This is a genomic window from Vibrio sp. LQ2 (assembly GCF_023920125.1).
Classification (GTDB): Bacteria; Pseudomonadota; Gammaproteobacteria; order Enterobacterales; family Vibrionaceae; genus Vibrio; species Vibrio fluvialis.
Map to the genome: position 1 here is coordinate 3,007,221 of NZ_CP085308.1, position 24,084 is coordinate 3,031,304.

24 protein-coding genes are annotated in these 24,084 nt (G+C 53.9%); 9 read left to right on the forward strand and 15 right to left on the reverse strand.

Translation table 11 applies throughout. From position 1 onward, the window contains the following. Positions 1–35: 35 nt before the first annotated feature. Positions 36–1,451, reverse strand: a complete 1,416-nt coding sequence (locus tag LGV68_RS14080; RefSeq protein ID WP_230857644.1) for a hypothetical protein — start codon at positions 1,449–1,451, stop codon at positions 36–38. Positions 1,452–1,478: 27 nt separating this feature from the next. Next, on the reverse strand, positions 1,479–2,195 hold the full coding sequence (locus LGV68_RS14085; protein WP_024375044.1) for an NUDIX hydrolase: 717 nt from the start codon (positions 2,193–2,195) through the stop codon (positions 1,479–1,481). 410 nt (positions 2,196–2,605) lie between these two features. Between LGV68_RS14085 and pncB the strand changes: the two genes are divergently transcribed. The 4 genes from pncB to LGV68_RS14105 all read left to right on the forward strand — a co-directional run bounded on the left by pncB (position 2,606) and on the right by LGV68_RS14105 (position 6,344). Continuing rightward, positions 2,606–3,913, forward strand: coding sequence for a nicotinate phosphoribosyltransferase (gene pncB, locus LGV68_RS14090; RefSeq protein ID WP_252535502.1), 1,308 nt, complete (start codon positions 2,606–2,608; stop codon positions 3,911–3,913). A 163-nt stretch (positions 3,914–4,076) separates the two neighbouring features. Continuing rightward, entirely contained in the window at positions 4,077–4,844 is a 768-nt protein-coding gene (locus LGV68_RS14095; RefSeq protein WP_165879579.1) for a DeoR/GlpR family DNA-binding transcription regulator, read from the forward strand. Between the two features lies 1 nt (position 4,845). Further along, on the forward strand, positions 4,846–5,886 hold the full coding sequence (locus LGV68_RS14100; RefSeq protein WP_252535504.1) for an oxidoreductase: 1,041 nt from the start codon (positions 4,846–4,848) through the stop codon (positions 5,884–5,886). Continuing rightward, positions 5,883–6,344 carry a heme-degrading domain-containing protein gene (locus LGV68_RS14105; RefSeq protein WP_222762440.1) on the forward strand — a complete coding sequence of 154 codons (462 nt, stop codon included), beginning with the start codon at positions 5,883–5,885 and terminating at the stop codon, positions 6,342–6,344. Before LGV68_RS14100 ends, LGV68_RS14105 begins: the two co-directional genes overlap by 4 nt. Positions 6,345–6,385: 41 nt before the next feature. Here LGV68_RS14105 and LGV68_RS14110 read toward each other — a convergent pair whose 3' ends face one another. The 3 genes from LGV68_RS14110 to LGV68_RS14120 all read right to left on the reverse strand — a co-directional run bounded on the left by LGV68_RS14110 (position 6,386) and on the right by LGV68_RS14120 (position 9,568). Further along, positions 6,386–7,162, reverse strand: a complete 777-nt coding sequence (locus tag LGV68_RS14110; RefSeq protein ID WP_252535506.1) for a methyltransferase domain-containing protein — start codon at positions 7,160–7,162, stop codon at positions 6,386–6,388. A 214-nt stretch (positions 7,163–7,376) separates the two neighbouring features. After that, positions 7,377–8,639 (reverse strand): tyrosine--tRNA ligase, encoded by a 1,263-nt coding sequence (tyrS, locus tag LGV68_RS14115; RefSeq protein ID WP_165879572.1) that lies wholly within the window; start codon positions 8,637–8,639, stop codon positions 7,377–7,379. Between the two features lie 86 nt (positions 8,640–8,725). After that, positions 8,726–9,568, reverse strand: a complete 843-nt coding sequence (locus LGV68_RS14120; RefSeq protein WP_047461722.1) for a LuxR C-terminal-related transcriptional regulator — start codon at positions 9,566–9,568, stop codon at positions 8,726–8,728. 174 nt (positions 9,569–9,742) lie between these two features. Here LGV68_RS14120 and LGV68_RS14125 point away from each other — a divergent pair, with 174 nt between their 5' ends. After that, positions 9,743–10,879, forward strand: a complete 1,137-nt coding sequence (locus LGV68_RS14125; RefSeq protein ID WP_252535508.1) for an amidohydrolase — start codon at positions 9,743–9,745, stop codon at positions 10,877–10,879. 75 nt (positions 10,880–10,954) lie between these two features. On the opposite strand, the gene LGV68_RS14130 is transcribed toward LGV68_RS14125, so the two are convergent. Continuing rightward, the gene (locus LGV68_RS14130; RefSeq protein ID WP_222724554.1) at positions 10,955–11,338 is read right to left on the reverse strand and encodes a rhodanese-like domain-containing protein; all 384 of its coding nucleotides are present in this window, start codon (positions 11,336–11,338) and stop codon (positions 10,955–10,957) included. 78 nt (positions 11,339–11,416) lie between these two features. After that, positions 11,417–12,208 carry a helix-turn-helix transcriptional regulator gene (locus tag LGV68_RS14135; protein ID WP_038156776.1) on the reverse strand — a complete coding sequence of 264 codons (792 nt, stop codon included), beginning with the start codon at positions 12,206–12,208 and terminating at the stop codon, positions 11,417–11,419. A 105-nt stretch (positions 12,209–12,313) separates the two neighbouring features. Here LGV68_RS14135 and LGV68_RS14140 point away from each other — a divergent pair, with 105 nt between their 5' ends. Further along, the gene (locus LGV68_RS14140) at positions 12,314–13,267 is read left to right on the forward strand and encodes a DMT family transporter (RefSeq protein ID WP_020329701.1); all 954 of its coding nucleotides are present in this window, start codon (positions 12,314–12,316) and stop codon (positions 13,265–13,267) included. A 34-nt stretch (positions 13,268–13,301) separates the two neighbouring features. Here LGV68_RS14140 and LGV68_RS14145 read toward each other — a convergent pair whose 3' ends face one another. Then, positions 13,302–13,847: a nucleotidyltransferase family protein gene (locus tag LGV68_RS14145; protein ID WP_252535510.1), complete on the reverse strand. Its 546-nt coding sequence runs from the start codon at positions 13,845–13,847 to the stop codon at positions 13,302–13,304. A 96-nt stretch (positions 13,848–13,943) separates the two neighbouring features. Next, the gene (locus LGV68_RS14150; RefSeq protein WP_020329703.1) at positions 13,944–15,125 is read right to left on the reverse strand and encodes an MFS transporter; all 1,182 of its coding nucleotides are present in this window, start codon (positions 15,123–15,125) and stop codon (positions 13,944–13,946) included. Between the two features lie 141 nt (positions 15,126–15,266). Here LGV68_RS14150 and LGV68_RS14155 point away from each other — a divergent pair, with 141 nt between their 5' ends. The 3 genes from LGV68_RS14155 to dkgB all read left to right on the forward strand — a co-directional run bounded on the left by LGV68_RS14155 (position 15,267) and on the right by dkgB (position 18,235). After that, positions 15,267–16,148: a LysR family transcriptional regulator gene (locus tag LGV68_RS14155; RefSeq protein ID WP_199465478.1), complete on the forward strand. Its 882-nt coding sequence runs from the start codon at positions 15,267–15,269 to the stop codon at positions 16,146–16,148. 147 nt (positions 16,149–16,295) lie between these two features. Next, complete coding sequence (locus tag LGV68_RS14160; RefSeq protein WP_208593193.1) at positions 16,296–17,396, forward strand: alkene reductase; 1,101 nt, start codon at positions 16,296–16,298, stop codon at positions 17,394–17,396. Between the two features lie 38 nt (positions 17,397–17,434). After that, on the forward strand, positions 17,435–18,235 hold the full coding sequence (gene dkgB / locus LGV68_RS14165; protein WP_172571514.1) for a 2,5-didehydrogluconate reductase DkgB: 801 nt from the start codon (positions 17,435–17,437) through the stop codon (positions 18,233–18,235). 42 nt (positions 18,236–18,277) lie between these two features. On the opposite strand, the gene LGV68_RS14170 is transcribed toward dkgB, so the two are convergent. The 6 genes from LGV68_RS14170 to LGV68_RS14195 form a co-directional block, all read right to left on the reverse strand. After that, positions 18,278–19,801, reverse strand: a complete 1,524-nt coding sequence (locus LGV68_RS14170; RefSeq protein ID WP_047461717.1) for an EAL domain-containing protein — start codon at positions 19,799–19,801, stop codon at positions 18,278–18,280. 125 nt (positions 19,802–19,926) lie between these two features. After that, complete coding sequence (locus tag LGV68_RS14175) at positions 19,927–20,586, reverse strand: HAD family hydrolase (RefSeq protein WP_158152454.1); 660 nt, start codon at positions 20,584–20,586, stop codon at positions 19,927–19,929. Next, entirely contained in the window at positions 20,587–21,606 is a 1,020-nt protein-coding gene (locus tag LGV68_RS14180; RefSeq protein ID WP_055452310.1) for an ABC transporter ATP-binding protein, read from the reverse strand. Then, positions 21,603–22,388, reverse strand: a complete 786-nt coding sequence (locus LGV68_RS14185) for an ABC transporter permease (protein WP_158145880.1) — start codon at positions 22,386–22,388, stop codon at positions 21,603–21,605. The genes LGV68_RS14180 and LGV68_RS14185 overlap by 4 nt, the downstream gene beginning before the upstream one ends. Then, positions 22,375–23,274 (reverse strand): ABC transporter permease subunit, encoded by a 900-nt coding sequence (locus tag LGV68_RS14190; RefSeq protein WP_055452312.1) that lies wholly within the window; start codon positions 23,272–23,274, stop codon positions 22,375–22,377. The genes LGV68_RS14185 and LGV68_RS14190 overlap by 14 nt, the downstream gene beginning before the upstream one ends. Further along, positions 23,271–24,080, reverse strand: coding sequence for an alkaline phosphatase family protein (locus LGV68_RS14195; RefSeq protein WP_158143597.1), 810 nt, complete (start codon positions 24,078–24,080; stop codon positions 23,271–23,273). The genes LGV68_RS14190 and LGV68_RS14195 overlap by 4 nt, the downstream gene beginning before the upstream one ends. Between the last annotated feature and the right edge of the window lie 4 nt (positions 24,081–24,084).

The window sequence follows — 24,084 nt, forward strand, 5'->3', positions numbered from 1 at the left end:
GAATGAACAATCCCCGCCATTTGGCGGGGATTTTGTTATCTGTGCGTGTAGAACCACAACACGCTGCTGCACACCAGATACATCACCAGAATGTAGCGCCAGTTGGCGCTCAGCAACGCCTTGGCACTGATGTCGTAGCGCGATTGAATACTGAGCTGAACGCCGGAAAACGGCGACAGCGTAATGCCCAGAGACCAGCCCATCAGCAGTGTCATGCCGAGTAAATCCGGATCGCTGACGGTCGGTGAGAGCACACTCCCCGCCAGTACCACGCTGGTTACCGGGTGCATGCCACTCATGGCCAATACTGCCAACACCACCAGAGTTAGGCTCGCTTCCAGCGCGCCGAAATGCGCCGGTGCCAGTTGAATCTGCGTCGCCGCCAGTGCCGATGCCACACCAGAGGCCAGCATGGCCGCTGCCGCAAACAGCACCACTTCCCCGGCCGATCCCGCTACACCGGAAGTGATGTGATTGCGCGCACTGTGCAGTCCCAGTTTGCCCTTTTTCACCACCAACCAACTGGCAGTAAAGAGAATCGCGGTCATGGTAACCAGCGATAACACGCTGATATGTGGATACAACTCATGACCAGAGATGACTACCAGAGCCAGCAATCCCGGCATCCACAGCGAAGAAAAAGAGATAGGATAACCACTCATGCGCTCGGCATCCGGACGGCGGGTGATCTGCCACGCACTGAGCGATAGCGCCACCAGACTGACCGGCAAACCATACATCACTAACGTGCCAAGCTGCGCGCCCGGTGCACTGATGAGGGTTAAACCCATTGAGGCAAAGAATGGCGACCAGAAAGCGCAGGTGGCAAACGCTCTCAAGAGCACCAACCCTTGTGTGGTGGACAGTTTATCTTTTGATGACAACTTATCGCCGACGATGATCACCGACGACATGTTCAGCACGGCACCAAATAAGTGTGCGCCAAACAGCGTGCGGACCAATGCGCGTTTGCCTTGAGGCAGACGCTCTCCGGTACGGACACTCTCTACCGCAAAAATGCGCAGAAAACCTACCCCGATCAGCATGGTGACCACGTTTTGGTTGGCTTCGATCGCCTTCAGCACATAGTGGTTGTCACTGCCCTTGAGCGCGCCATAAATCAGCCCGGCCGCCCCCAGACCAAACAACAGCAATATCTGTTTCTTTTGCGCGGGTTTGACGGCGGGCAGGAATAACCCTGCGGCGATCCAAATAGGAATACCCGCCCAGAAACCGCTCAGTTGATGGGTCAGCTGTGCACTCAGAGACAGCAGCAGGCTTGCCATCAGCAGCCAACCACCAGTTGCAGCAATCGTTGGGTTCATCACTTGTGTTGTACGCTCGTGAAGTTGAGATAAGCAGAGCAGAGACGTGGCACAGTCCGGAATGGGCTTGATTAAGCGCGTGTCGTCATTGCTGACATAATAATCAGAGCCGCCTGACGACTGCAAGCGGTTGCGTGAGGGAAATAGGTGGTATCAGCCGCGCAGACAGGTCTGGAAGTAGGTCACTTCATTGCTGGGCAGGCGATAGACGGTGGCGGGTTTACCGCCCTTACCTTTGCTCGAGGCCGCGATCTTATTGGCGCTGACAATCACGCCTGTATCAATCAGGCGACGTTTGACGGTCATGCGGTTCACTTCGACCCCGAACTTGGCGTAGGCCTCAATGATGTCTGCGACCAGAAACTCTTTTTCCAGCGAAAACAACACGACCGAGGTGTATTCCACCGCAGCGCGCAGCTTTTTCCACGCATGCTGAATTTGCGCCACGTGGTCAAAGGCCAGTTCCATCTCACCATTGAGCAGCGGATCGAGATCAAACCAGCCAGCTCGACGGCTATCGATACCGAAATCTTCGATCTGCTGCACGTTGGAAGGGTTGAGCAGCGCGTAGTGTGAGATGCTCACGCTCCAGCCATCGGGATCTCGTTTGGGATTGCCGTCGACCAGCGGATCGCTGATGAAGTTTGGGTAGGTATGCACCTTCTGGCGACAAATCCGGCGCCGCGCGGAATCGAAATCTTCATCGGCCGGCTCACCGCCGCTGGCCGTCATGTCCTCGTCGTACACCAAACCGCCCGGAACGGCCCACTTGCCGCAATCTGGCCGGTTAGGATTACTTCGCTTCACCAGCAGGGTCTGGATTCCCGTTGGTGCCAGGCGAAGGCAAATCATATCAATGGTGACGATCATAGTTTCTTCCCGCTTGAAGTGGCTTTTCCCGGGTAACGACACATCAACAGGAGGTGCGTTGAGGGGCAGAAGCGGTCTATTGCTCCCGGGCGACTTCAGGTTATGGCTTGCGTATTTCATGACGAATAATGGGCTCATTCTAGGCAAGCGATCTGTTTGGGTCAAATGTAAATAACAAAATGTGACAAACTAAATTTTATGCAGAGAATGTTGGCTGAAACCACGGATAAAAGCTTGTAATCTCATTGTTTCACATGAATATCCACTGTCGATGCGCGGGAATTTCGCTAATGTTAGGTTTGTCACAAAAGTTGACAAACTTCGTGTGCTCATTTAATGTGCCGGGAACAGTTAGGAACACAATGTTACTAACATGACCAACCCTATGTCGTGAATTGAAGGAAGGCATCATGAACTCTCGCCTGTTTTCTCCACACATCATCCGCAGTCTGTTGGATCTCGATGCCTATAAAATCAATATGATGCAGGCGATCCACTCACTCTATCCGGACGCTCAGGTGCGCTACGAGCTGATCGTGCGCAGCGATGAGGACGTGAGTGAACTGTTGGAAGAAGTGCGCGATGAGATTCGTCATTTGGCATCCCTGCGTTTTTCGGATGTGGACATTGTGTATCTGAAGCAAAGCTCTCCGCACCTCAAAACCTCATTTTTGCAATCGCTGCGTTATTTCCATTTCCAACCGGATCGTCAGGTCGAATTTGGCGTGATGAAGCAAGATGGCAAACATCAGCTGCGCATTGGTATTCAAGGCAGTTGGCGCGATACCATTCTGTACGAAACCATCGTGATGGCGATCGTGTCAGAAGTGCGCAACCGTCGCCGCTGGGCTCAGGTGCCGGCAGAACTGCCGTTGCAGGTGCTGGCGGACAAAGTACAGAAACTGAAAGCGGAAATTGCCAAGCGTGGCATCACCAACTTCTCTCTGACGGAAATGGGCACCCGTCGCCGTTTCTCCAGCCAGGTACAACGTGATGTGATGGCGTATCTGACGCAGGAAATTCCGGAGCTGTTGCTGGGTACCAGCAACTACCATTTTGCGCGCGAGTTTAACCTTAAACCGATTGGCACCATTGCGCATGAATGGTTTATGGGCCATCAGGCATTGGTTAATGTGCGTGATTCGCAGCGTGTAGCACTCGAGCAGTGGCTGAAAGCCTTTGACGGCCAGCTTTCGATTGCACCGACCGATACTCTGACCATCGATGCGTTTCAGGTAGACTTCAACATGCACTTGGCCAAGGCGTATGACGGTATTCGTCACGACTCTGGCTGCCCATTCAAATGGGGCGATCGCATGCTGGAACACTATCAGAACATGGGCATCGACCCATCGTCGAAAGTATTCATTTTCTCCAACGGGCTGAACTTTGATGAAGCGTTGGAACTGTGTGAATATTTTGCGGGCCGCGTGCGTATTTCATTTGGTATCGGTACCTTCCTAACCAATGATCTGGCAGGCTGGAAAAATGAGCAGGGTAAGGCCTATCAACCGCTCTCAATCGTGATTAAGCTGACCGAATGCAATGGTCGTCCGGTGGCGAAAATCAGTGATGAGCCAGAAAAAGCCATGTGTGAAGATCCCCTGTTTCTGGCTAACCTCAAACGCCGATTCAACATTGAGTTGGATGTTGATGCGCTGATCGATGAACTGAAGCATCAAAAACGTACCAAAAAGCAGTACATCGCCGCCGCGTAGTTGAGCGACGGCCAAGACAAAATCCATAAAGCCAGTCTGAATCAGACTGGCTTTTTTTGTGCCTGCGCGTTGAGGCTTGTTCAATCCTGCGTGCGATCTTTTACGTGACATCATCATTCAATGCGGCATAATGCATTAAAAATACTTACGTGATTTTAAGTTTATGACGCAAGAAGAGCGCCTGATTCACTTACAAATGCTGATAAAGCAGCAGGGAAAAATGACCCTGACCGACATCTGTGACCAGTTTGGTGTGTCGCGTGATTCCGCGCGGCGCGATCTGGTGAAGCTCACCCAGTTGCCGGGCATTCAGCGCATTCGAGGCGGTGCGATGCTGGCGCCGGTATCGCCGAAAAGCGAGCCGTTCTCGGCCAAAACCGTCAGCGCGAGCAAGCACGCATTGGCGCAGTGCGCGGCATCGATGGTGGATGCTCAGGATTACATTGTGCTCGATACCAGCACCACGTTGGCGCTGGTCCCAGGCTATCTGACGGCGCCTGCGACTATCGTGACCAACTCAGTCAACACGCTGGCTCAGGTTGAAGAAGGCTCTTCGCATTCGGTCCATTTGCTGGGCGGTCATTTCGACCCTTACAGCCGCGCTATTTTAGGCGCGCAGGCTGAACAGCAAATGGCTGGCTATCATGTCAACAAGGCGTTTATTGGCGTGTGCGCGCTGTCTGAGCGTGGCCTGACCACCAATTATGAACAAGAAGCGTCGATGAAACGCGCGATGATGGCGCAAGCGCAGCAGATCATTTTGGTGTGTGAACAGCACAAAATGGGCACCGAGAATTTCCATCACGTGTGTGATGTGGCGGCGATCGACATGGTGATCACCGACGCGCCACCCGCGCCAGCACTGCAAGAATTATTTGACCGTCACGACATTCAGTGTGTTGTGGCGACCGCACCAGAAGGACAGTTTTGATATGACTTACGCTCCGGTAAAAACTGCCGTGATTGGCTACGGCTATTCGGCGAAAACCTTTCACTTGCCTTTCATCAACGCGCTGCCTGAGCTGACGCTGAGTGCGATCAGTTCCAGCCAACAAGCCGCAGTCGCGGCCGATTGGCCGAGCGCGCAATGGTTTGGCGATGCGAATGACCTGCTGGACAACAGCGATGCGGAGCTGGTGATCATCACCGCGCCGAACGATGTGCATTACCCGTTGGCCAAACGTGCGCTGCAAAATGGCAAGCACGTGATCGTTGAAAAGCCGTTCGTGACCCGCATTGAAGATGGCGAAGAGCTGATTGCGTTGGCGGCGGAAAAAGGCCTAACGCTGAGCGTTTTCCATAACCGTCGTTGGGATGGCGATTTCCTCACTCTGCAAAAGCTGATGGCGGAAGGGCGTTTGGGCGACATCAAACTGTTTGAATCCCACTTCGACCGCTACCGTCCGGAAATTCGTCAGCGCTGGCGTGAACTGGCGCAAGATGGTGGCGGTATTTTGTTTGATTTGGCACCGCACCTGCTGGACCAAGCGCTGGCGCTGTTTGGCCTGCCACAAGCGATCAATGCGCAGTGCCGCATGATGCGCCCGGGCGCGACCACCATCGATTACTACAACCTGATCCTGCACTACCCAAATCATTTAGTGCACCTGCATTCAAACCTTTACAGCCCAGAGCCGAATCTGCGCTACAAAGTGCTGGGTAGCCTGGCGAAGTATGAGAAATACGGTCTCGATCCACAGGAAACCTACCTCAAAGAAGGCAAGCAGCCGAACAGCCCGCAGTGGTCGCAGGAAGAGGCTTCGCTGTATGGTCAGCTGCACAGTGAAACGGGATCAGAAACCATTGCGACCGAACTGGGCGGCTATCAGCTCTATTTCAAAGGCGTGGCGAATGCGATTCGTCTCGGCACGGCCAATCCGGTTCCGCCAGAGCAGGCGTTGCAAAACATCGCGCTGATTGAAATGGCACTGGAGAGCAGCAAAACGGGCCAAACGTTGCAGGTTAACTTATGAGCCTGACACTGGCCGAGATTGCGCAGCAAGAAGAGGCGCTGCAACTGAACCATTTTAACCACGATGTGGCGTGGCAACTGGGCTGCGCGCTTAAACAGATGGCAGAAAGCCAGCAAGTCGCGGTGGCGATTGAAGTGTATGGTTTTGGCCAGACGCTGTTCCAATACGCCATGCCGGGCACGTGCGCGGATCATCTCGATTGGATGCGCCGCAAACGCAATTCGGTGCTGCGATATGGCCGCAGTTCTTACTATCTGTCGCTGTACAACGCGCAGAAACAGCGCGAATTTGAGACGCAGCCGCACATTGATGCTGCGGAATATTGCGCTCATGGCGGCTCGTTTCCGATTCGTATTGCCGGATCTGGATTGGTGGGGGCGGTGACGGTTTCCGGCCTAGCCCAGCTTGATGATCACCAGATGGTCAGTAACGCGCTGCAAAGCCTGCTACCAGAGTAAACCCAATAAAAAAGCCCCTTACGGGGCTTTTTTATTGGCGGTTATCGCAATGCATTGATAAACAGTCGCGGAAATGGTAGCAGAACAGAACCATCATCCAGCACGCGATACGCGTCTTGCAACGCCTGCTTGTACTGAGCAAGAAATTGCACTTGGTCGCGCTCGCCCAGTTGCAGTAGATAGGGGCGCAGTGCGCTGCCCCGGAACCAATCCACCATATCGTCAATGCCACCTTTCAGGTGATGAAAATAGCAGGTTCGCCAAATCGTCACTTGCGAGCTGTGCGCCGAGAGCAGCTCGAAGTACCACTCTGCATTCGCTCTTGGCAGACGTTCCACCGCAGAGAGCTGACTGTGCCACTGTGTGCTGGTAGCGAGCTCTTTCAGCAGTTCATGCGCTGGTTCGCCCAGATTATCGGGCGTTTGCACCGCTAACACGCCCGTTGGGCTGAGCTGCTGCATTAAATGCGGATACAGTTGCTGGTGGTTCGGCACCCATTGCAATGAGGCGTTAGCGAGAATCAAATCGTAATGTTCATTTGGCATCCAGTCTTGAATACTACCGACGTCAAACCGGACATGGGGCAGTCGCTGCTGCGCCTTTTCAATCATGTCTTCCGAGCTATCGAGCGCGGCAATGGTTGCTTGCGGGAAAAAGCGTTGCAGCACTTCGGTGGAATTACCGGGGCCACAGCCGAGATCGATCGCATTGCCGGTAGTGCGGGTGGCGAGCGGAGCAAGCAGATCAAACACCGGGCGGGTGCGTTCGTTTTCAAACGTCGAATAGATTTTCGCGTATTGGTTGAGGCTGACAGACATACATCTCCTGATAAGCAGAGTGAGTGTGCGATTAATCTGTCACCGAAGTGCGTAGCGGTCAATGTTACACACTTGACGATTTTTCATGCATGGCTTTGAAAACAAAGCGTTGAACAGAATTCATGCATGTTATGGCCAGGAGATCAGTGTCGTAGCCCGCAATGTGAGGCACGCTGCGGGCTGAGGATGAAAAGTGCGTGTTTACACTGTAAACCTAGCTCAGTTTGATCAGCGCAAACTGTTTCTTACCGCGTTGCAGCAGGTAGTAGCGATCGAACAGCGCAAAACTATGGCTTAAATCGGCGTCGGCTATTTTTTCCCCGTTGACGCGAATGGCGCCGCCAGCTAACCATTCGCGCGCCTGACGTTTGGAGCTGGCGAGTTGTGATGCGATCAGCAGTTCAACCACATCATCTGCGGTGCTGACGGTGGTGCACGGCAGCCCGTCCAACTCCAGTTGCGCCAGTTCATCCCGGCTGAGCTGTGCAACTGCGCCACTGAACAGGGCGTCACTGATGCGCTGCGCGCTCGCTAAGCCCGCTTCCCCATGCACAAATGCAGTGATGTTCTCGGCCAGAATTTGCTGCGCTTGCGGTTTGCCGCTTCGCGCGGCATCTTCGGCTTCAATGCGTGCAATCTCGTCCACTGACAGGAAGGTGTAGTAACGCAGAAAACGGTATACATCGGCATCGTCGGTGTTCAACCAGAACTGGTAGAACGCGTAGGGCGAGGTTTTACTCGCGTCCAGCCAAACGGCGCCCCCTTCGGTTTTGCCAAATTTGGTGCCGTCGGATTTGGTGATCAGTGGTAGCGTTAAACCATGCACGGTTTCGTTATTCAGGCGACGCGTGAGGTCGATGCCGCTGACGATGTTGCCCCATTGATCGTTACCGCCAATTTGCAGGCGACACTGATGTTCGCGGTTCAAATGGGCAAAGTCGAACGATTGCAGCAGCGAGTAGCTGAATTCGGTGAACGAAATGCCTTGGTCCGGGCGAGCCAGACGCTGTTTCACCGATTCGCGGTTGATCATCGCATTGACTGAAAAGTGTTTGCCGATGTCGCGGAAGAAGTCGATCACATTCACTTGGCCCGTCCAATCGGCGTTATTGACACACAGCAGCGGCTGGGTGAGATGCGGCGTCATGGTGCGCGCGATCTGCTGGCGTAAATCGTCCACCCATTGCTGTACGGTCTGCTCTGAGTTGAGTGTGCGTTCGGTGGCTTTAAAGCTTGGATCGCCAATCATGCCCGTTGCGCCGCCAATCAGCGCAATGGCTTGGTGCCCCGCATCCTGAAAACGTTTGAGCATCAACAGCGGCACCAAGTGACCGATGTGCAGGCTGCCTGCGGTTGGATCAAAGCCGCAGTACAGGGTTTGCGGTTCAGAGAATAGGGCGGTGAGTTCATCAAGCGATGTGCTTTGCGCGATCAGGCCGCGCGCGGTTAAATCATGAAATAGGGTTTGGGAATTCATACAGCCTCCAAGATGTCTTGCAGGCAGAGTAACGGAAAGGGCTTTGTGCCGGCGATGTCCCTAAAGGGATAATCGCTGTGATTGTCTCAAGCGCGTGGTGAATGGTTGGGCGAGCCAATCAGGTGATTTAAAAACAGCTGAAACAGTTCACTGAGCGAGGCGACATGGAGCTGCGCGTAGATGCGCTTGCGATGATTTTTGACCGTGCCGTGTGTGATACCCAACTGCGTGGCGATCTCTTGCGAATCCAACCCTTGTACCAGTAGCGCGGTAATTTGCTGCTCGCGTGGGCTCAGCAGTTGGGTGCCAAAGCTGGCTAGTGCGCGTTCCACCCAGCGGCGCATGTCGGGCGTGTGGTTGGGCTCGCTCTCCAGCGCGTTGTCATCGCTGTGAGCCAGCAGCAGCGCATTGGCGCTCCAATGTTGGCGGCAGAGCGGCGCCAGCGTGTGAAAGCGCTGTTTGAGCGCTTGTCGGTCCTGCGCGGAAAAACGGCGCCCGGCAGCAAGGTGGCCAAGGTAGAGCAAGATCCAGCGCTCACTGTCGAGTTGCACTGCCAGGCTCATTTCATCCTGCCAGCCGGTTTGCGGATAAAACTGCTGCTGGTAATGGCTTTTCTGATAACTGTGCGGCGCACCGCTCATCTCGCTGAGATGAAACACGCCTTCTTGCTGCGTATCGGCCACCAAACGATAGAACGGATCGTGCTGATATGACTCGGTCAGGTAGCGTTGAAACAGCAGTTCGCGGTTATCCGGAATCGAATCGTAGAGATAAATCGGGTGTTTGTTGTGGCGATAGCCAAGCATCACCGCGCAGTCAAAATCGACAATTTCGCGCAGCAGCGCCACATAGCGTGATGTAAAGGCGGGCGTATTGAGCGCGATAATCGCATCACCCAAAGCGTGATATTCGGAAAGAGAGACGTGCACAAACACTACCGATTGAGAAGACATCACGGCAGTATGCCTGTTTGCACGCCACAGATCGAGCGCGATGTCTGGGCGCAGCGACCACGCAAAGTGTGAAGCGAATCAATATTTTATTGCCGGTGTTGCGGCAAGCTGAACATTCACTGGCTTGTCAACCCAAGGAGGCGCCACTTTATGGCTGAGATTTGTTGGACGCAGTTTCGCCGCACACTGCATCAATACCCGGAACTCTCCAATCAGGAACATCAGACCGCTGAGCGCATTCTCGCGCAATTTGGCGCTTTCTCGCCCGATGAGGTGGTGACGGGATTGGGCGGCCGCGGCGTGGCGTTTGTATTTCAGGGTAAAGAGCCGGGGCCAACCACCCTGATTCGTTGTGAGTTGGATGCGCTGCCGATTGAAGAAACCAACCAGTTTGCGCACCGCTCAGTGCATCAGGGCGTGTCACATAAATGCGGCCACGACGGCCACATGGCGATCGTCAGTGCTCTTGGCCAGCAGCTTAGCCAGCAACGCCCGCAAAAAGGACGGGTGGTGTTGGCATTCCAACCGGCGGAAGAGACGGGGGAAGGGGCGATCAACATGGTGAACGATGCCAAATTTTCTGCGTTCATGCCTGATTTCGCCTTTGCGCTGCACAACTATCCGGGGCTGGCGCTGGGCCATGTTGCGGTCAAAGCCGGGCCGTTTAATTGCGCGTCACGCGGTATGATCATTCGTCTGAAAGGTAAAACATCTCACGCGGCGCATCCGGAAAACGGTGTGAGTCCGGCGCTGGCGATGTGTCAGATTATCGAGCAATTGAACGCGTTGCCGGCATCGCTCACGGAGCGCTGTTGGGTGACGGTGATTCACGCCAAATTAGGTGAGATTGCGTTTGGCACTGCGCCGGGCGATGCGGTGGTGATGGCGACGCTGCGCAGTGAAACCAATCAGGCGATGGAAACGCTGGTGGAAGCCGCCACGCAGTTGGCGCAGCAGAGCGCGCAAGCGAGCGGGCTGGCATGGTCGCTGGAATGGCAGGATGTATTTCAGGCCAGCGTGAATTCGTCACTGGGCTGTGATTTGGTGGTGCAAGCGTGTCAAAACACCCAGACGCCGTGCACCCTGCTTGAGGAGCCGATGCGTTGGTCGGAAGATTTTGGTCAGTTTACTGCGGTTGCGAAAGAGGGCGCGATGTTCGTGCTCGGCTCGGGCCAGCAAAGCCCGCAACTACACAATCCCGACTACGATTTCCCCGATGAGCTGACGCCGATTGGTCAGCGTATTTTTGCCAGCTTAATTGGGCAGATTAACGGCTTTCAATCTTAAGTAGTGACTGACACTGAGGAATTAAAAAAGCACGCCGTGGCGTGCTTTTTTTCGGTCTGATATGGCCATTTGAGCTTAGTTGAGCGGCGTCAGCTCCAAGCGGGTTTCCTGCATTTCATTCAGGCCGCCGCCGTTGTGCACGTTGGTAAAGCCTTGTTCTAGCAGCGCCTGCATCGCCATAGCAGAGCGGTTTCCGCTGCGACAATAGACCACGATCGGCTGGTGTTTATCAATCGACGAAAAACCAGTCGCGACATCACTGAGCGGAATATTGTGGGCGTTATCTAAATGGCCCTCGGCAAACTCATCCGGCGTGCGCACATCTACCACCAAAGCGCCGCTATCGATCAATTGCCACGCCAGTTCTGAGCGTTCAGAAGCCAGTAACGGACCTGCGGGCAGTGCCAGCAGCAGAGCCAGGCAAGCGGCTTTCCAGTTGAAGGTTGGCATAATATTCATCCTTGTGACGTTTCCAATGGGCTGATTATGGGCGATAGCGCGCTGTTTCTCCATGATGCCGATTCCAATTTACTCTCTTCAGGCACCGAGATTGCGACGGTATTCATCCGGAGTGACGCCCATCAAGCGACGGAACATGGCAATGAACGCAGACGCGCTGGCGTAGCCGAGATCATGGGCGATGTTCTCCACTTTATCGCCCGCTTCGAGCATTGGCATGGCCTTAACCACGCGCAGGCGCTGACGCCATTCCGACACCGAAATGCCTAAATCGCGCTGGGCACGGCGCATCAGAGTACGTTCAGTGGTGTGGGCTTGCTTGGCCAGTGTTTGCAATGAGGCGTTGCTGGCGGGATCCTGCTCCAGCCACGTCAGCACTTTGCCAAGCAGTGGGTCGGTGGAAGTAGGCAGATAGCTGCCAATCGGCGTGGCGTGGGTCAGTTGTTCCACCAACACTTGCAGCAGACGAAACTCCTCGTCACGGTAAGGCGGCGTGATTGGCGTTTGGCGCAGATGTTCCAGTAACGCGATCACCAGCGGACTGATTTCCAGCGCGCAGGTGTGCTGCGGCATGTGATGGCACAAGCTTTCATCCACATACAGCGAACTGTGGCAGGTTTCGTAGCGGTTGAGTCCCTGATGTTCAACATTCGGTGGCAGCCACAAGCCATATTGTGATGGCGTCAGATACTGGCGGCTGCCGACTTTCACTTCCATCACACCGCTGAACGAGTATACGAATTCACCCCAAGGGTGGCTATGGCGTGGATACGCCGCATCGGCGGGCATACAAGCGGTGCGAAACACCAAAGGCGCCGGCAGCTCGGTGCTGAATGGCGGGATATGCATATGTTTAGTTGGAAAACTCATTGCTCACTCTGTCACATCAACGCTATGCGTTGTCAGATTCTAGCTATATGTCTGAATCACGACAACGCATAATGTTAAAAACACATAACAATATGGATAGTAACAATGACGTCGCGGAAACCCATTGATGGCATGGCGCTCGGTATCATGGTGGTGTTTTGTTTCACCATGGGCCTGCAGCAAATCGCACTAAAGGCCACAGGCAATGACATCGCGCCCATTTTACAAATTGGTATGCGCTCTGGTATGGCGGCTGTCTTGGTGATGCTGTATGTGCTGCTGCGCGGTAAAAAGCTGGTGTTTTCTGATGGAAACTGGAAAGCCGGGCTTGCCGTAGGCACCTTGTTCGCGTTGGAATATCTGTTTCTCGGTGAAGCGTTGCGATATACCTCAGCGTCGCATGCGGTGATTTTCCTCTATACCTCGCCGGTGTTCAGCGCTCTGATCCTGCATTTTCTGATTGATTCTGAACGCCTGTCACCCGTGCAGTGGGCAGGAATCCTGCTCGCGTTTGCTGGTATCGCGGTAGCGTTTTTATGGCATTCAGGAGCTTCGGTATCGGCTCAGCCTGATATGTTGTGGGGCGATTTTCTGGCACTGCTGGCGGGTGTCTCATGGGGATTAACTACGGTGCTGATCCGCAGCTCGAAACTGGCCTACGTCTCTTCTGAGCAGACGCTGCTCTATCAACTGGTGGTGGCGTTTGTGATTCTGATTGGTGCGGCCATTTGGATGGATCAACTGACCATCAATCCAACGCCATTGGCGCTCGCCAGTGTTGCGTTTCAAACCTTGATCATCTCGTTTGGCGGCTTTCTGGTCTGGTTCTGGATGCTCAATACTTACATTGCCTCACGCCTTGGCGTGCTGTCATTTATGACCCCGCTCTACGGCGTGGTATTGGGCGGCCTGATTCTGGGTGAAACGATTGAAGCAGGCTTCCTGTATGGCTCCGCCATGGTGATTGCAGGCATTGTGCTGGTCAGCGGCCATGGCTGGATCAAGCAGTTGCTGACGCGTCGTCGGGTCAGCCTCAACCCCACCGTCAAACCCGACTAACTGATTGAACGGCTCTTCCTTGTGATGAGCCGTTTTACTTCACACGCAATTCAGGCCACAGCGTCAGCCAGTGCTTGTTCGCAATTCGCCGCCGAAAGACCTCAGGCTGCGGGAAATCGGGATTCATGCTCACCCGTAACGACCAGTTTTCTTCCAGACCAAAGGGCGCAAAAAAGTGCAGGTGGTCATCGGCCTCCAGACGCACACCGACACACGTCTGCACTTCCACCCAACGGGCAATCCCATCGCCGCAACTGGCGTACGGTGCGTGACCCTGTTTTAGGTGCATTCTTGCCTGATTACGTACTTCCCAGTGAATCTCTGGCATCAGGTGACTGAGCCGATGTTGCCACTGCTGCTCGGTGTCCAGTGAGCAATCATCACGGTCAAAATAAACCACATCCACATCGTTGAGCGGCGTCATCTCACGTTTGTCATGCAGCGAATCCCAGATGGCGTTGCGCAGAAATCCGGCGCCGAGATAGCAATCGGGCAGATTCAGCGATTGCACCGCACGCAGGCAGCGCATGCGCAAGTCGTCGTGGCGCAGCAGATTGTCGGTCAGAAGGAGATAATTCATCGGGTCACACCAGTGAAAACACAGGGTGACATTGTAAAACGACGTGGCGGGAAGCCAATGAAAAAACGCCCTCAAATGAGGGCTTGGGCAGATGAATTACAGTGAGCGGGCAAACTTGGGCTGGCGCTGATCCAGACGATGGCTCAAGCGGGTAAGCAGCAGCGCACCGGCAACGATCAGCGCGCCGACCCACGGCGTGGTCATCAGTCCTGATTGTTTCACTACGATACTGCCACCCCATGAACCGAGCGCAATGCCGACGTTAAATGCGGCGATGTTCAGACCCGATGCCACATCAACCGCTTTCGGTGTGTAGTGTTCAGCCAGTTTGACCACATACACCTGCAAACCCGGTACGTTACCGAATGCGAAGGCGCCCCAAATCAGGACCATCAGCACGGCGGCGACAGGGTGCGGCGCAGCAAAAGTGAACAGCAGCAGAATCAGGCTTAGGCCGGTGAAAATGATGGTCAGCGCGCGGGTTGGACCATGCTTATCGGCCAGTTTCCCGCCCCAAATGTTACCGACCGCCACAGAAACGCCGTACACCAGCATCAAAATACTGATGGTGGTTGAAGCAAAGCCAGACACGTTTTCCAGAATCGGTGCAATAAAGGTAAATGCGGTAAATGTGCCGCCGTAACCCAGCGCGGTGATAGCAAACACTAACAGCAGACGAGGCTGTGCCAGTACTTTAACCTGCTCAGACAGTGAGGTTTGTGGGGGTTGTGGCAGATTGCCCGGTACCAAAAACGCACTGCCAATCAAGGCCAGCAGACCCAAAACGGCGACGATCAAAAAGGTGGTCTGCCAACCAAAAGTTTGGCCGATATAAGTCCCCAGCGGCACGCCTGTGACCAGTGCTACGGTCAGGCCGGTAAACATAATCGCGATCGCGCTGGCGGCTTTGTCTTTGGCGACCAGTCCGGTGGCGATGGTGGAACCGATCGAGAAGAACACCCCGTGCGCAAGGCCAGTCAGAATACGGGCCAGAATCAAGGTGGAATAACCCGGAGACTGCCAGGCCAGCAAGTTCCCCAAGACAAACAGCGCCATCACCGACAGCAGTACGCGTTTGCGATTCCAGCTACCGGTTAAGGCCGTCAGCACGGGCGCGCCGATGGCGACGCCCAACGCATACAGGCTGACCAGCAAGCCAGCAGAGGGCAGGGAGACGTTAAGATCATTGGCCATGGTCGGGATCAAACCGACGATGACAAATTCAGTGGTGCCGATGGCAAACGCACTGAGTGTAAGAGCAAATAGAGCGATAGGCATAGATTGATTTCCTTGTTGTACTTCACCGTGACAACGGGAAGTGGGCTGTACTATGCCGAGCATTATTGTTGAGCTTTTATTTGTGAAAAACGCTAGTATTAGCAAAACAATTTTGTAATTTTTGCAATAAATGGAGTGCGTATGCTGACTCGTTCGGACGATTTGGAAATTCTCATCACCGTGGTCGATAGCGGCAGCTTTTCACAGGCGGCTGAGGTGATGGATGTGCAGGTGGCGAAAGTGTCGCGTGCCGTTAGTCGGCTTGAGCAGCAACTGGGCATCACAATTTTAAACCGCACTACGCGGCGGCTGGAACTAACCGAAGAGGGTAAACGCTTTGTGGAATCGGTACGCTCCGGGCTGCAACATCTGCGCCAGGCGGAAGAAGACATTGTTTCGCGCGGCGAGTTACCCAAAGGCAAATTGCGCGTCGATGCAGCGAGCCCATTTATGCTGCATCAACTGGTGCCGTTGGTGCGTGAGTTTCATGCAGCGTATCCGGATATTGAGCTGGAACTGACCTCCAATGAAGGCTTTGTCGATTTGCTGGAAAAGCGTACCGATGTGGCGATTCGTATCGGAAAGCTCAGTGATTCAACCCTGCATGCCCGGCCGTTGGGTAAGAGCGCGCTGTATGTGGTGGCGTCACCGGATTATCTCGCCCGGCGCGGATTTCCAGCCTCGCCGCCAGAGCTGCATCACCACGATATTGTCGGTTTTACGTCGCCGCGTACGTTAAATATCTGGCCGCTGCATGGGGTTGAGTTCATTGAGCCGACCATCGCTTGCAGCAGTGGTGAAACGGTGCGTCAGTTAGTCATCGCGGGCAACGGTGTTGCTTGTCTGTCGGGCTTTATGGTCAAAGAGGATATCGCGGCTGGTCGTTTGGTCGCCCTGCTGGATTCGCACCGCAAGCTGCATTCCGACCGGGAACTGATCAACGCGGTGTACTACAAGTCATCCAATGTGGCGCGCCGTATTTCGGCCTTTATCGATTTCATCCAGCCTAAGTTCACTCTCTGAACCTCACTTTTGCAAAAAGCACAAAAATGTTTTGTCTTTTTGCCACTTAATCTGCTGCGGCGCGGCGGTTAGCATGGTCCCATCGCTGAGTGACTCTGCGTTCTTTGTGAACCAGAGGCTCTGGCCCGAAACATCAAGGGGAACCCTATGACCGACGCTCTATTTCAACCACTGCAAGTGGGCCGCTTTCGTTTGGCCAACCGTATTGTCATGCCGCCGATGACGCGTTCGCGTGCTTCGCAACCGGGCGATGTTGCCAATGATTTGATGGCAACCTATTACGCCCAGCGAGCCAGCGCGGGCTTGATCATTGGTGAAGGTACGCAGATCTCACCGATGGGGAAAGGCTATGCCTGGACGCCGGGCATCTACAGTGACGAACAAATCGCTGGTTGGCGCAAAGTGACCGACGCCGTGCACGCCGAAGGCGGCCTGATGTTCGCGCAATTGTGGCATGTTGGCCGCGTGACGCACCCGGATAACATCGGTGGCGAGCAGCCGATTTCAGCGTCGGCCATCAAAGCGGAAAACGTCAAAGTGTTCATCGATAACGGCACCGATGCACCGGGATTTGTCGATGTGGTTAAGCCGCGTGAAATGACACACAATGACATCCAACACGTGGTGGCTCAGTTTGGTCAGGCGGCCAAAAATGCGTTGCTGGCGGGCTTTGACGGCATTGAACTGCACGCGGCGAACGGTTACCTGATCAACCAATTCATTGACTCACAATCGAACCATCGCACCGATGAATACGGTGGCAGCTTAACCAACCGCCTGCGCTTTTTGGACGAAGTGGTGACTGCGCTGTGTGACGCGATTGGCGCGGATCGCGTCGGCGTTCGGCTGGCGCCCCTGACCACGCTCAATGGTACGGTGGATGATCACCCGGAAGAAACGTACGTGGCGGCAGCCAAACTGCTCAACCAGCACGATATTGCCTATCTGCACATTGCTGAAGCCGACTGGGAAGATGCGCCGCTGATGCCACAAGACTTCAAACGTGCACTGCGCGATGTGTTCTCTGGCGCGATCATTTATGCCGGCAAATACACCGCAGAACGCGCGGAACAAGCAGTGCAATCGGGCTTGGCTGATTTGATTGGCTTTGGTCGTCCGTTTGTCGCCAACCCCGATTTACCGGCGCGCATTCAGTTGGGGCAGCCGTGGGCGAAACACGACCCAGACACCCTGTTTGGCGGCGCCGGGAAAGGATTGATCGACTACCCAACCTACAGCGCCGCGTAATGCATACCAATAAAAATGAAGAGAAAGGAAAGTTAACAATGAAAATACCTCAGCTTGGCGCGGGGACCTTCCGCCTGAAAGGGGAAGACGCGTTTCATTCTGTGACTATGGCGCTTGAGGCGGGTTACCGCCACATCGATACCGCGCAGATCTATGGCAACGAAAAAGAAGTGGGTGAGGCGATCGCCGCTTCGGGTGTGGCACGCGATAAGCTGTTCTTGACCACCAAAATCTGGATGGACAAACTGAGCAAAGCGGCATTCTTGCCAAGCCTGAAACAAAGCCTGAGCGATTTGCAAACCGACTACGTGGATTTACTGCTGATTCACTGGCCACTTAAAGACAACGCGGTAGCGATGGACGAGTATCTGCAATGTCTCAAAGAAGCGCAGGATCTTGGCCTAGCAAAACAGATTGGCGTGTCGAACTTTACGGTGGCGCAGATGCAACAGGCGATTGAGATTCTTGGCGAAGGCGTGATTTACACCAACCAGGTGGAAGTGCACCCTTACCTGCAAAACCGCGCAGTGGTGGAGTTTTGCCGCGCGCACAACATCATCGTGACCGGCTACATGCCGTTTGCTTACGGTGATGTGCTGAAAGATGTTGTGATTCAAGAGATTGCTGCCGCTCATCAAGCCACACCCGCGCAAGTGGTGTTGGCATGGATGGCGGCCAACGAGTTTGTCACCATTCCATCGTCCACCAAACGTGCCAATATCGAGAGCAATCTGGCGTACGTGAACGTGACGCTGAGTGACGATGACATGGCGCGCATCGCGACGCTGGATCGCAATCATCGATTGGCCAATCCGGACTTTGCACCTGAGTGGGATTAAACATTCATCATGAGTAGACAGCCCGGCTGATGCCGGGCTTTTTTATGCAGATTCGGAACCGATTGGACTTTTCAGATGTTGCAGCACTTGTGCCAGCGGCATCGGTTTAAAGTAAACAAACCCCTGAATCAAATAGACACCGCGCTGAGTCAGATACTCTACTTGTTTTTGTGTTTCCACGCCTTCGGCAATCACTTCAATGTCCGTTTCACGCGCAGAGGCGATGATGGAATCGAGAATATTACGTTTAACGTCGGTGGTTTCGATGGTATCGATGAACATCTTGTCGATTTTGATGCTGTCTATCTGCAGTTTTTGCAAATAGGAAAAGCCGCCATATCCGGTCCCAAAATCATCAATTTTGAACTGATAGCCGTGCTGAGTCAGGCGCTGAATCATGGCGTCGGCAAAATGCAGGTTTTTGATCGGTACGCGTTCAGTAATTTCAAACTGGATTTGTCGAGGCCGAGGCCAGTTCAGCCTTTCCAGCAGGTTAAACAGAATCTCTGTTTCAACGTGTTCGGCGACCAGATTGATACTCACCCATTGCTCCATGTTCAGCCTGGTCATATCTCCCAACACTTTTTTCAGCAGTTGTTCAGTGATTGGGATAATCAACCCCGTGGTTTCTGCTACCTGAATGAATTGGCTGGGCGCAACCCATTCGTTACCTCGTTGCCAACGCAACAGCACCTCAAACCCGACAATACGGCCATCCCGACTATCGACAATCGGCTGGTAAAAAGGAACAAACTCATTGTCACGGATGGCGACCTCAATCAGACCTTCAATTGAGTTGCGATAGTTACGCAGCATAAAATAACCAAAGCCAATCATGATGCCGAGTACCAGGCTGAGCGGGATGCCCCAAATAATTAGTTGCCTCAGCGCGTAGTGATGCAGTTTATCGCCGGCAGAGAGCGTTATCTGGCTGATGATCTGAGTATCGCTGCTCTGAATAGCGATGGAAATCCGCGATGCCTGTTTGGCGATATCAGGATCACCGCGTTTGATTTTCATGTGTTCCAAGGAAGAGTCGAGAAACTTGAAAGTCATGAAGAAGCAGTCGAGGCATGGCGTTTTGAGAATGTCCTGACCCCAGCCACCATAAAGTACCCAATAGACGGTATTGCCATTGTGTCGATAACTGACCAGCAGCTCGCTCTCGCTATGCTCATACTCCGGAGTGGTCGACATGTAGAAGCCAGTAGCGGGTATGCGAACGCCTTCCAATTCACTTTCAACCAGAGACATGCCAACGGTTGAACAGGTTTTTCCATCAGCCCCGATGATGCCGATGATGCGCACGAACTTGTTGTAATAGTTCGGGTTGCGCATCAGGCTCATATCGTCATCACTGCAATCAAAACGTAACTGTTCGGCTTGTTGCAGCATCATGTCGTTCAGCGCAGTGCTTCGGGTATCAAGGAACTGGCTGACTTCATCCATTTTATGGTTGAGCAGATAAAGGGAATACTGCCGTTCCAAAATTGGAATCGACAGAGAAAAGAGGGCAACGGGTAGTAAAACCAGCAGGACAACAATTTTCTTCGGTGTACGTAACATCCCTTTACCCATTTAATGAGTATTTAGTAGAGAGTAATCTATCACGCAAGAATATGCATATGTGAGACTCAAAGCGGATTAAGCAAAGAGTTTTCCCTTGATGGTGTGACATCAAGGGAAAAGTGTTATCCCCAGTTCAGTACTTGCCAGTGTGGCGGGCGGGAATGACGTGCCAGTTTCTCACATGGATTGACTAAATAGGCATAGTCCGCATGTTGGCACAGTGGCAGATCGTTAATCGAATCGGTGAAGAAATGCAGTTCACCCACGTGCTCGGGGTGAGTCAGCAGCCAGGTTTCAAGGCGCGTGACTTTGCCTTCACGATAACTCGGTACGCCGACAATCTCACTGGTGTAGCGGCCATCGCGTACCGCCATATCAATCCCCAACGCATGCTCGATGCCAATTTTGCGTGCCACGGCTTCGACCAGAAAACTGACGGAAGCGGAAATGATCAGCATGGTGATGCCATCATTTCCTAGCTGCTCGATCAGGGTTTTAGCCTGAGGAAACAGGCGCGGCAGTATTCGGCTGTCGACGCACTCTTCGATCAGCGCGTGCACTTGTTCGACTGACAGCGCAAACAGCGGCTGCATGACGTAATCGAGGTAGTCTTCCATGTCCATTTCGCCGCGGGCATACAGCGACATCAGGTAACGATCCTGCGTGAGAAAATCCGGGTCGGTGGCAATACCTTTGTCGACCAGAAATTCGTTCCAGATCATGGCGCAATCGCCGTCAATTAAGGTGTCGTCCATATCAAAGACGTACAGAGGCTGAGACATTTAGGCACTCACAGGTTGAATTTCATTAAGATTAAAACGTAGCTCCAGCGCACTGCCGCTTGGCAACAGACGTTCGGAGGAACGGTTCAGGGTATCGACCGTCAGTTCGCACTCATCCACCGCCACGTGATAACGAATCACGTTACCCAGCAACTGATGGCTTTTGATCACCGCGCGCTGCGGCGCTGAGATGTGCGCGCCATAGTGACGGCCGTGCTCGGCGACATAAATCGACTCGGGACGAATCGCGACTTTCCACGGTGTGTCCAGATTAAACAGCGTTTTCGCCTGCGCGGCATCGACCAGATTGTAGTGACCCATAAAGCCGGCGACAAACTCGTTCGCGGGTTGAGTATAAATCGACTCCGGTGAGCCTTGCTGGACAATTTTTCCCTGATGCATCAAAAAGATGCGATCCGACATCGTCATTGCTTCTTCTTGATCGTGGGTGACGAAAATCGTGGTCAGGTTTAGCTCTTTCTGAATGTCACGAATCTGCTGGCGCAGGTGTTTGCGGATTTTGGCATCCAGCGCCGACAGGGGTTCATCGAGCAATAAAATCCGCGGTTTCACCACCAGTGCGCGCGCCAGGGCTACGCGCTGACGCTGGCCGCCGGACAACTGGTGCGGATAGCAATCTTCTTTGCCCTGCAATGCGACCAGCTCAATCACTTGGGCAACTTCACGGGCCATGGTGGCTTTATCGAGCCCTTGCATTTTGAGGCCAAAGCCGATGTTGCCCGCCACGGTCATGTTCGGAAACAGCGCATAGGATTGGAACACCATGCCAATGCCGCGCTTTTGTGGTGCGGCGTGGGTGATCTCTTCGCCGCCGACGATGATCGAACCGCTATCGACCGGATTGAGGCCGGCAAGGCTGCGCAGCAGGGTCGATTTCCCACAGCCGCTCGGGCCGAGTAGGGTAATGAATTCGCCTTGCTGAATGTCGAACTGAATCGACTCAAATACGGTGTTGTCGCCAAAGCGTTTGGTGAGTTGCTGAACAGAAACGTAACTCATTGTTTTGCTCCCAATCGGCTTGCTAGCCAAGTACAGAAAAAGATAAACAGGAAGTAAGTCATCACTAACGCGGACGTGAAATGGCCGCTGGTCTGGCGCATGTTGTAGAGATAAATTTGCAGCGTTTCATAACGCGTGCCGACCAGAATATTGGCGAACACAAATTCGCCCAGCAGGAATGAAAACGACAGAAACAGCGACGCCATCAGACCTTTGCGCACATTGGGTAACACGATTTGCAGAAAGGCTTGGGTCGTGCTCGCGCCGAGCAGGTGCGCCGCATCCATCAAATCGCGCAGGTTAATCGCCGAAAAACTGTTGGCCAGCGCGCGGTACATAAACGGCAGCGCGATGGTGAAGTAGGTGCCAATCAGAATCCACGGTGTGCCGACAATCGGCACGGCGCTGTCGGCGTAGAGCTGCAACAGGCCAACTGAGGAGACTACGGGCGGTACGGCGAACGGCAACAAGATCAGCAGGTTCATCACGCGATCCAGCTTCGGAAAGTAGTAAAACACCACAAAAATCGCGGGCAGGATCAGCAGCGTGCTGAGCGCTAACGCGGCCACGCACACCAGCAGTGAGCGTCCGAAAGCTTCGATAAAACGCGTATCGCTGAGCAGTTTGAGATACCAGTCGAAGGTGAAGCCGTCCGGCAGAATGGTTGCGCCCCAGCGAGAGGAGAGCGAATACACCAGCGTGGCGATAATCGGCACCAACATAATGCCGACGATGCCGTACACCACGGTTTTGTGATAGAGGCTATGATTAGCGTTTTGCATGGTAACTCCTTGCAATCAGCCATTGGTTGACCAGCGTGATGAATGCCAGCAGCGCCATCAGCACGACTGAAATCGCCGCCGCAAGATTCGGTTCCAAAAACAGATCGCCTGACACCAGGCTGGCAATGCGCACGGTGATCACGTTGTAGTTGCCGGAAGTGAGTGCATACACACTGGCATACGCGCCCATGGCGTTGGCGATGAGAATAATAAAGGTGCCCAGCAGCGCCGGAGACAGCACGGGCAGCGCGATTTTGGCCCAATATTGCCAGGTTTTGGCGCCCAGCAGCGCGGCGGCGGCTTGCCAGTCGTCGCTCAAGGCATCAAAGGCCGGGTAGAGGAGTAAAACCGCCAGCGGGATCTGAAAATAGATGTAAATCGCCATCAGCCCGGATTTGCCGTACAGGTTGAAATCGTCAATCAGGCCGTACTGTTTGAGCAGCAACGTCAGTGCGCCGTTGGTGCCGAGAATGATGATGAAGGCAAACGCCAGCGGCACGCCCGCGAAGTTACTGCTCATGTTGGTAAAGGCAATTACTGCATCGCGCAGGCGACCACTGACGCGGCGCAGCGAACTGACCAGCAGCGCCGCAATCGCCAGCCCGACCAGACTCGACCAGACCGAGAGCCACAAACTGTTGCCAAAACCTTGTTGAATAAAGCCGGAATCGAGGATTTCGCGGTAATTGTCCAGCGACCATTCATCGTCGACCTTAAAACTGTTGACTCCAACCCAGACCATCGGCGCCAGTTGAAACAGATAGAAAAACAGCGCAAATGGCGAGAGCCACGCCAGCGGCTTAAAACGCTGCCAGGCGTGACGCGGCTGCGATGCCGCGGTGGCGTTTCGACTGGTAGCGCGTGAAGAGAGGGTGGAACTGCTCATAATGCTAATACCTGCTGGGCAACGGGCTTGTCGTGTTCAAGGCGCAGCAATTCACACACCGTGCCGCAAATCTCAGTTTGCGCGAGAGTGACGTCGACGTGATGGGAAAAGTGTTCGCCGATGACAAACAACGGCACCTGACGCTCTTCGGCGAGAATTCCGCCGTGTGACAGGTCGTTATTCATGCCGTGATCGCTGGTCACCATCACCTGATAGCCATCATCAATCCAGCCTTGCAGATAGTTGGCGAGAATGACGTCGGCATGGCGGGCGCTGTTGCGATACTGACGTGAATCGAGGCCAAATTTGTGTCCGGCATCATCGATGTTCATCGGATGAATCAGCAGAAAGTCCGGCTGATGACGCAGGCGCAGATGCTCAGCATCAAGAAACAGCGCTTCATCCGGATAATGGTCCCAGTGGTAAAAGCAGCCGTGCTGAATGTTGAGCGATTCATCATGGGTAAAGCGGTCACGCACGGCATCAAAAGGCGCGCGGTTATACAGTTCACTGACCCAGTGATACGCGGCCGCGGCGGTGGTTTTGCCCTGTGATTTGGCGAGGCTGAAAATCGAGTCGAAGTGCGACAGACGCACAATCTGGTTGTTCACGATGCCGCTGTCGACCGGGCGAATCCCTGTCAGCAAGCACTCGTAGAGCGGGCGTGACATCGACGGCAATTCACATTGCAGGGAGTAAAGTGTTGCTCTTTGCTGCTCAATTAAACCGTTGAGGTAGCCCATGCAATCACGGGCTACCTGATAATTGAGTCCATCAAGAACAACAAGGATCACCTTATTGTTCATGGTC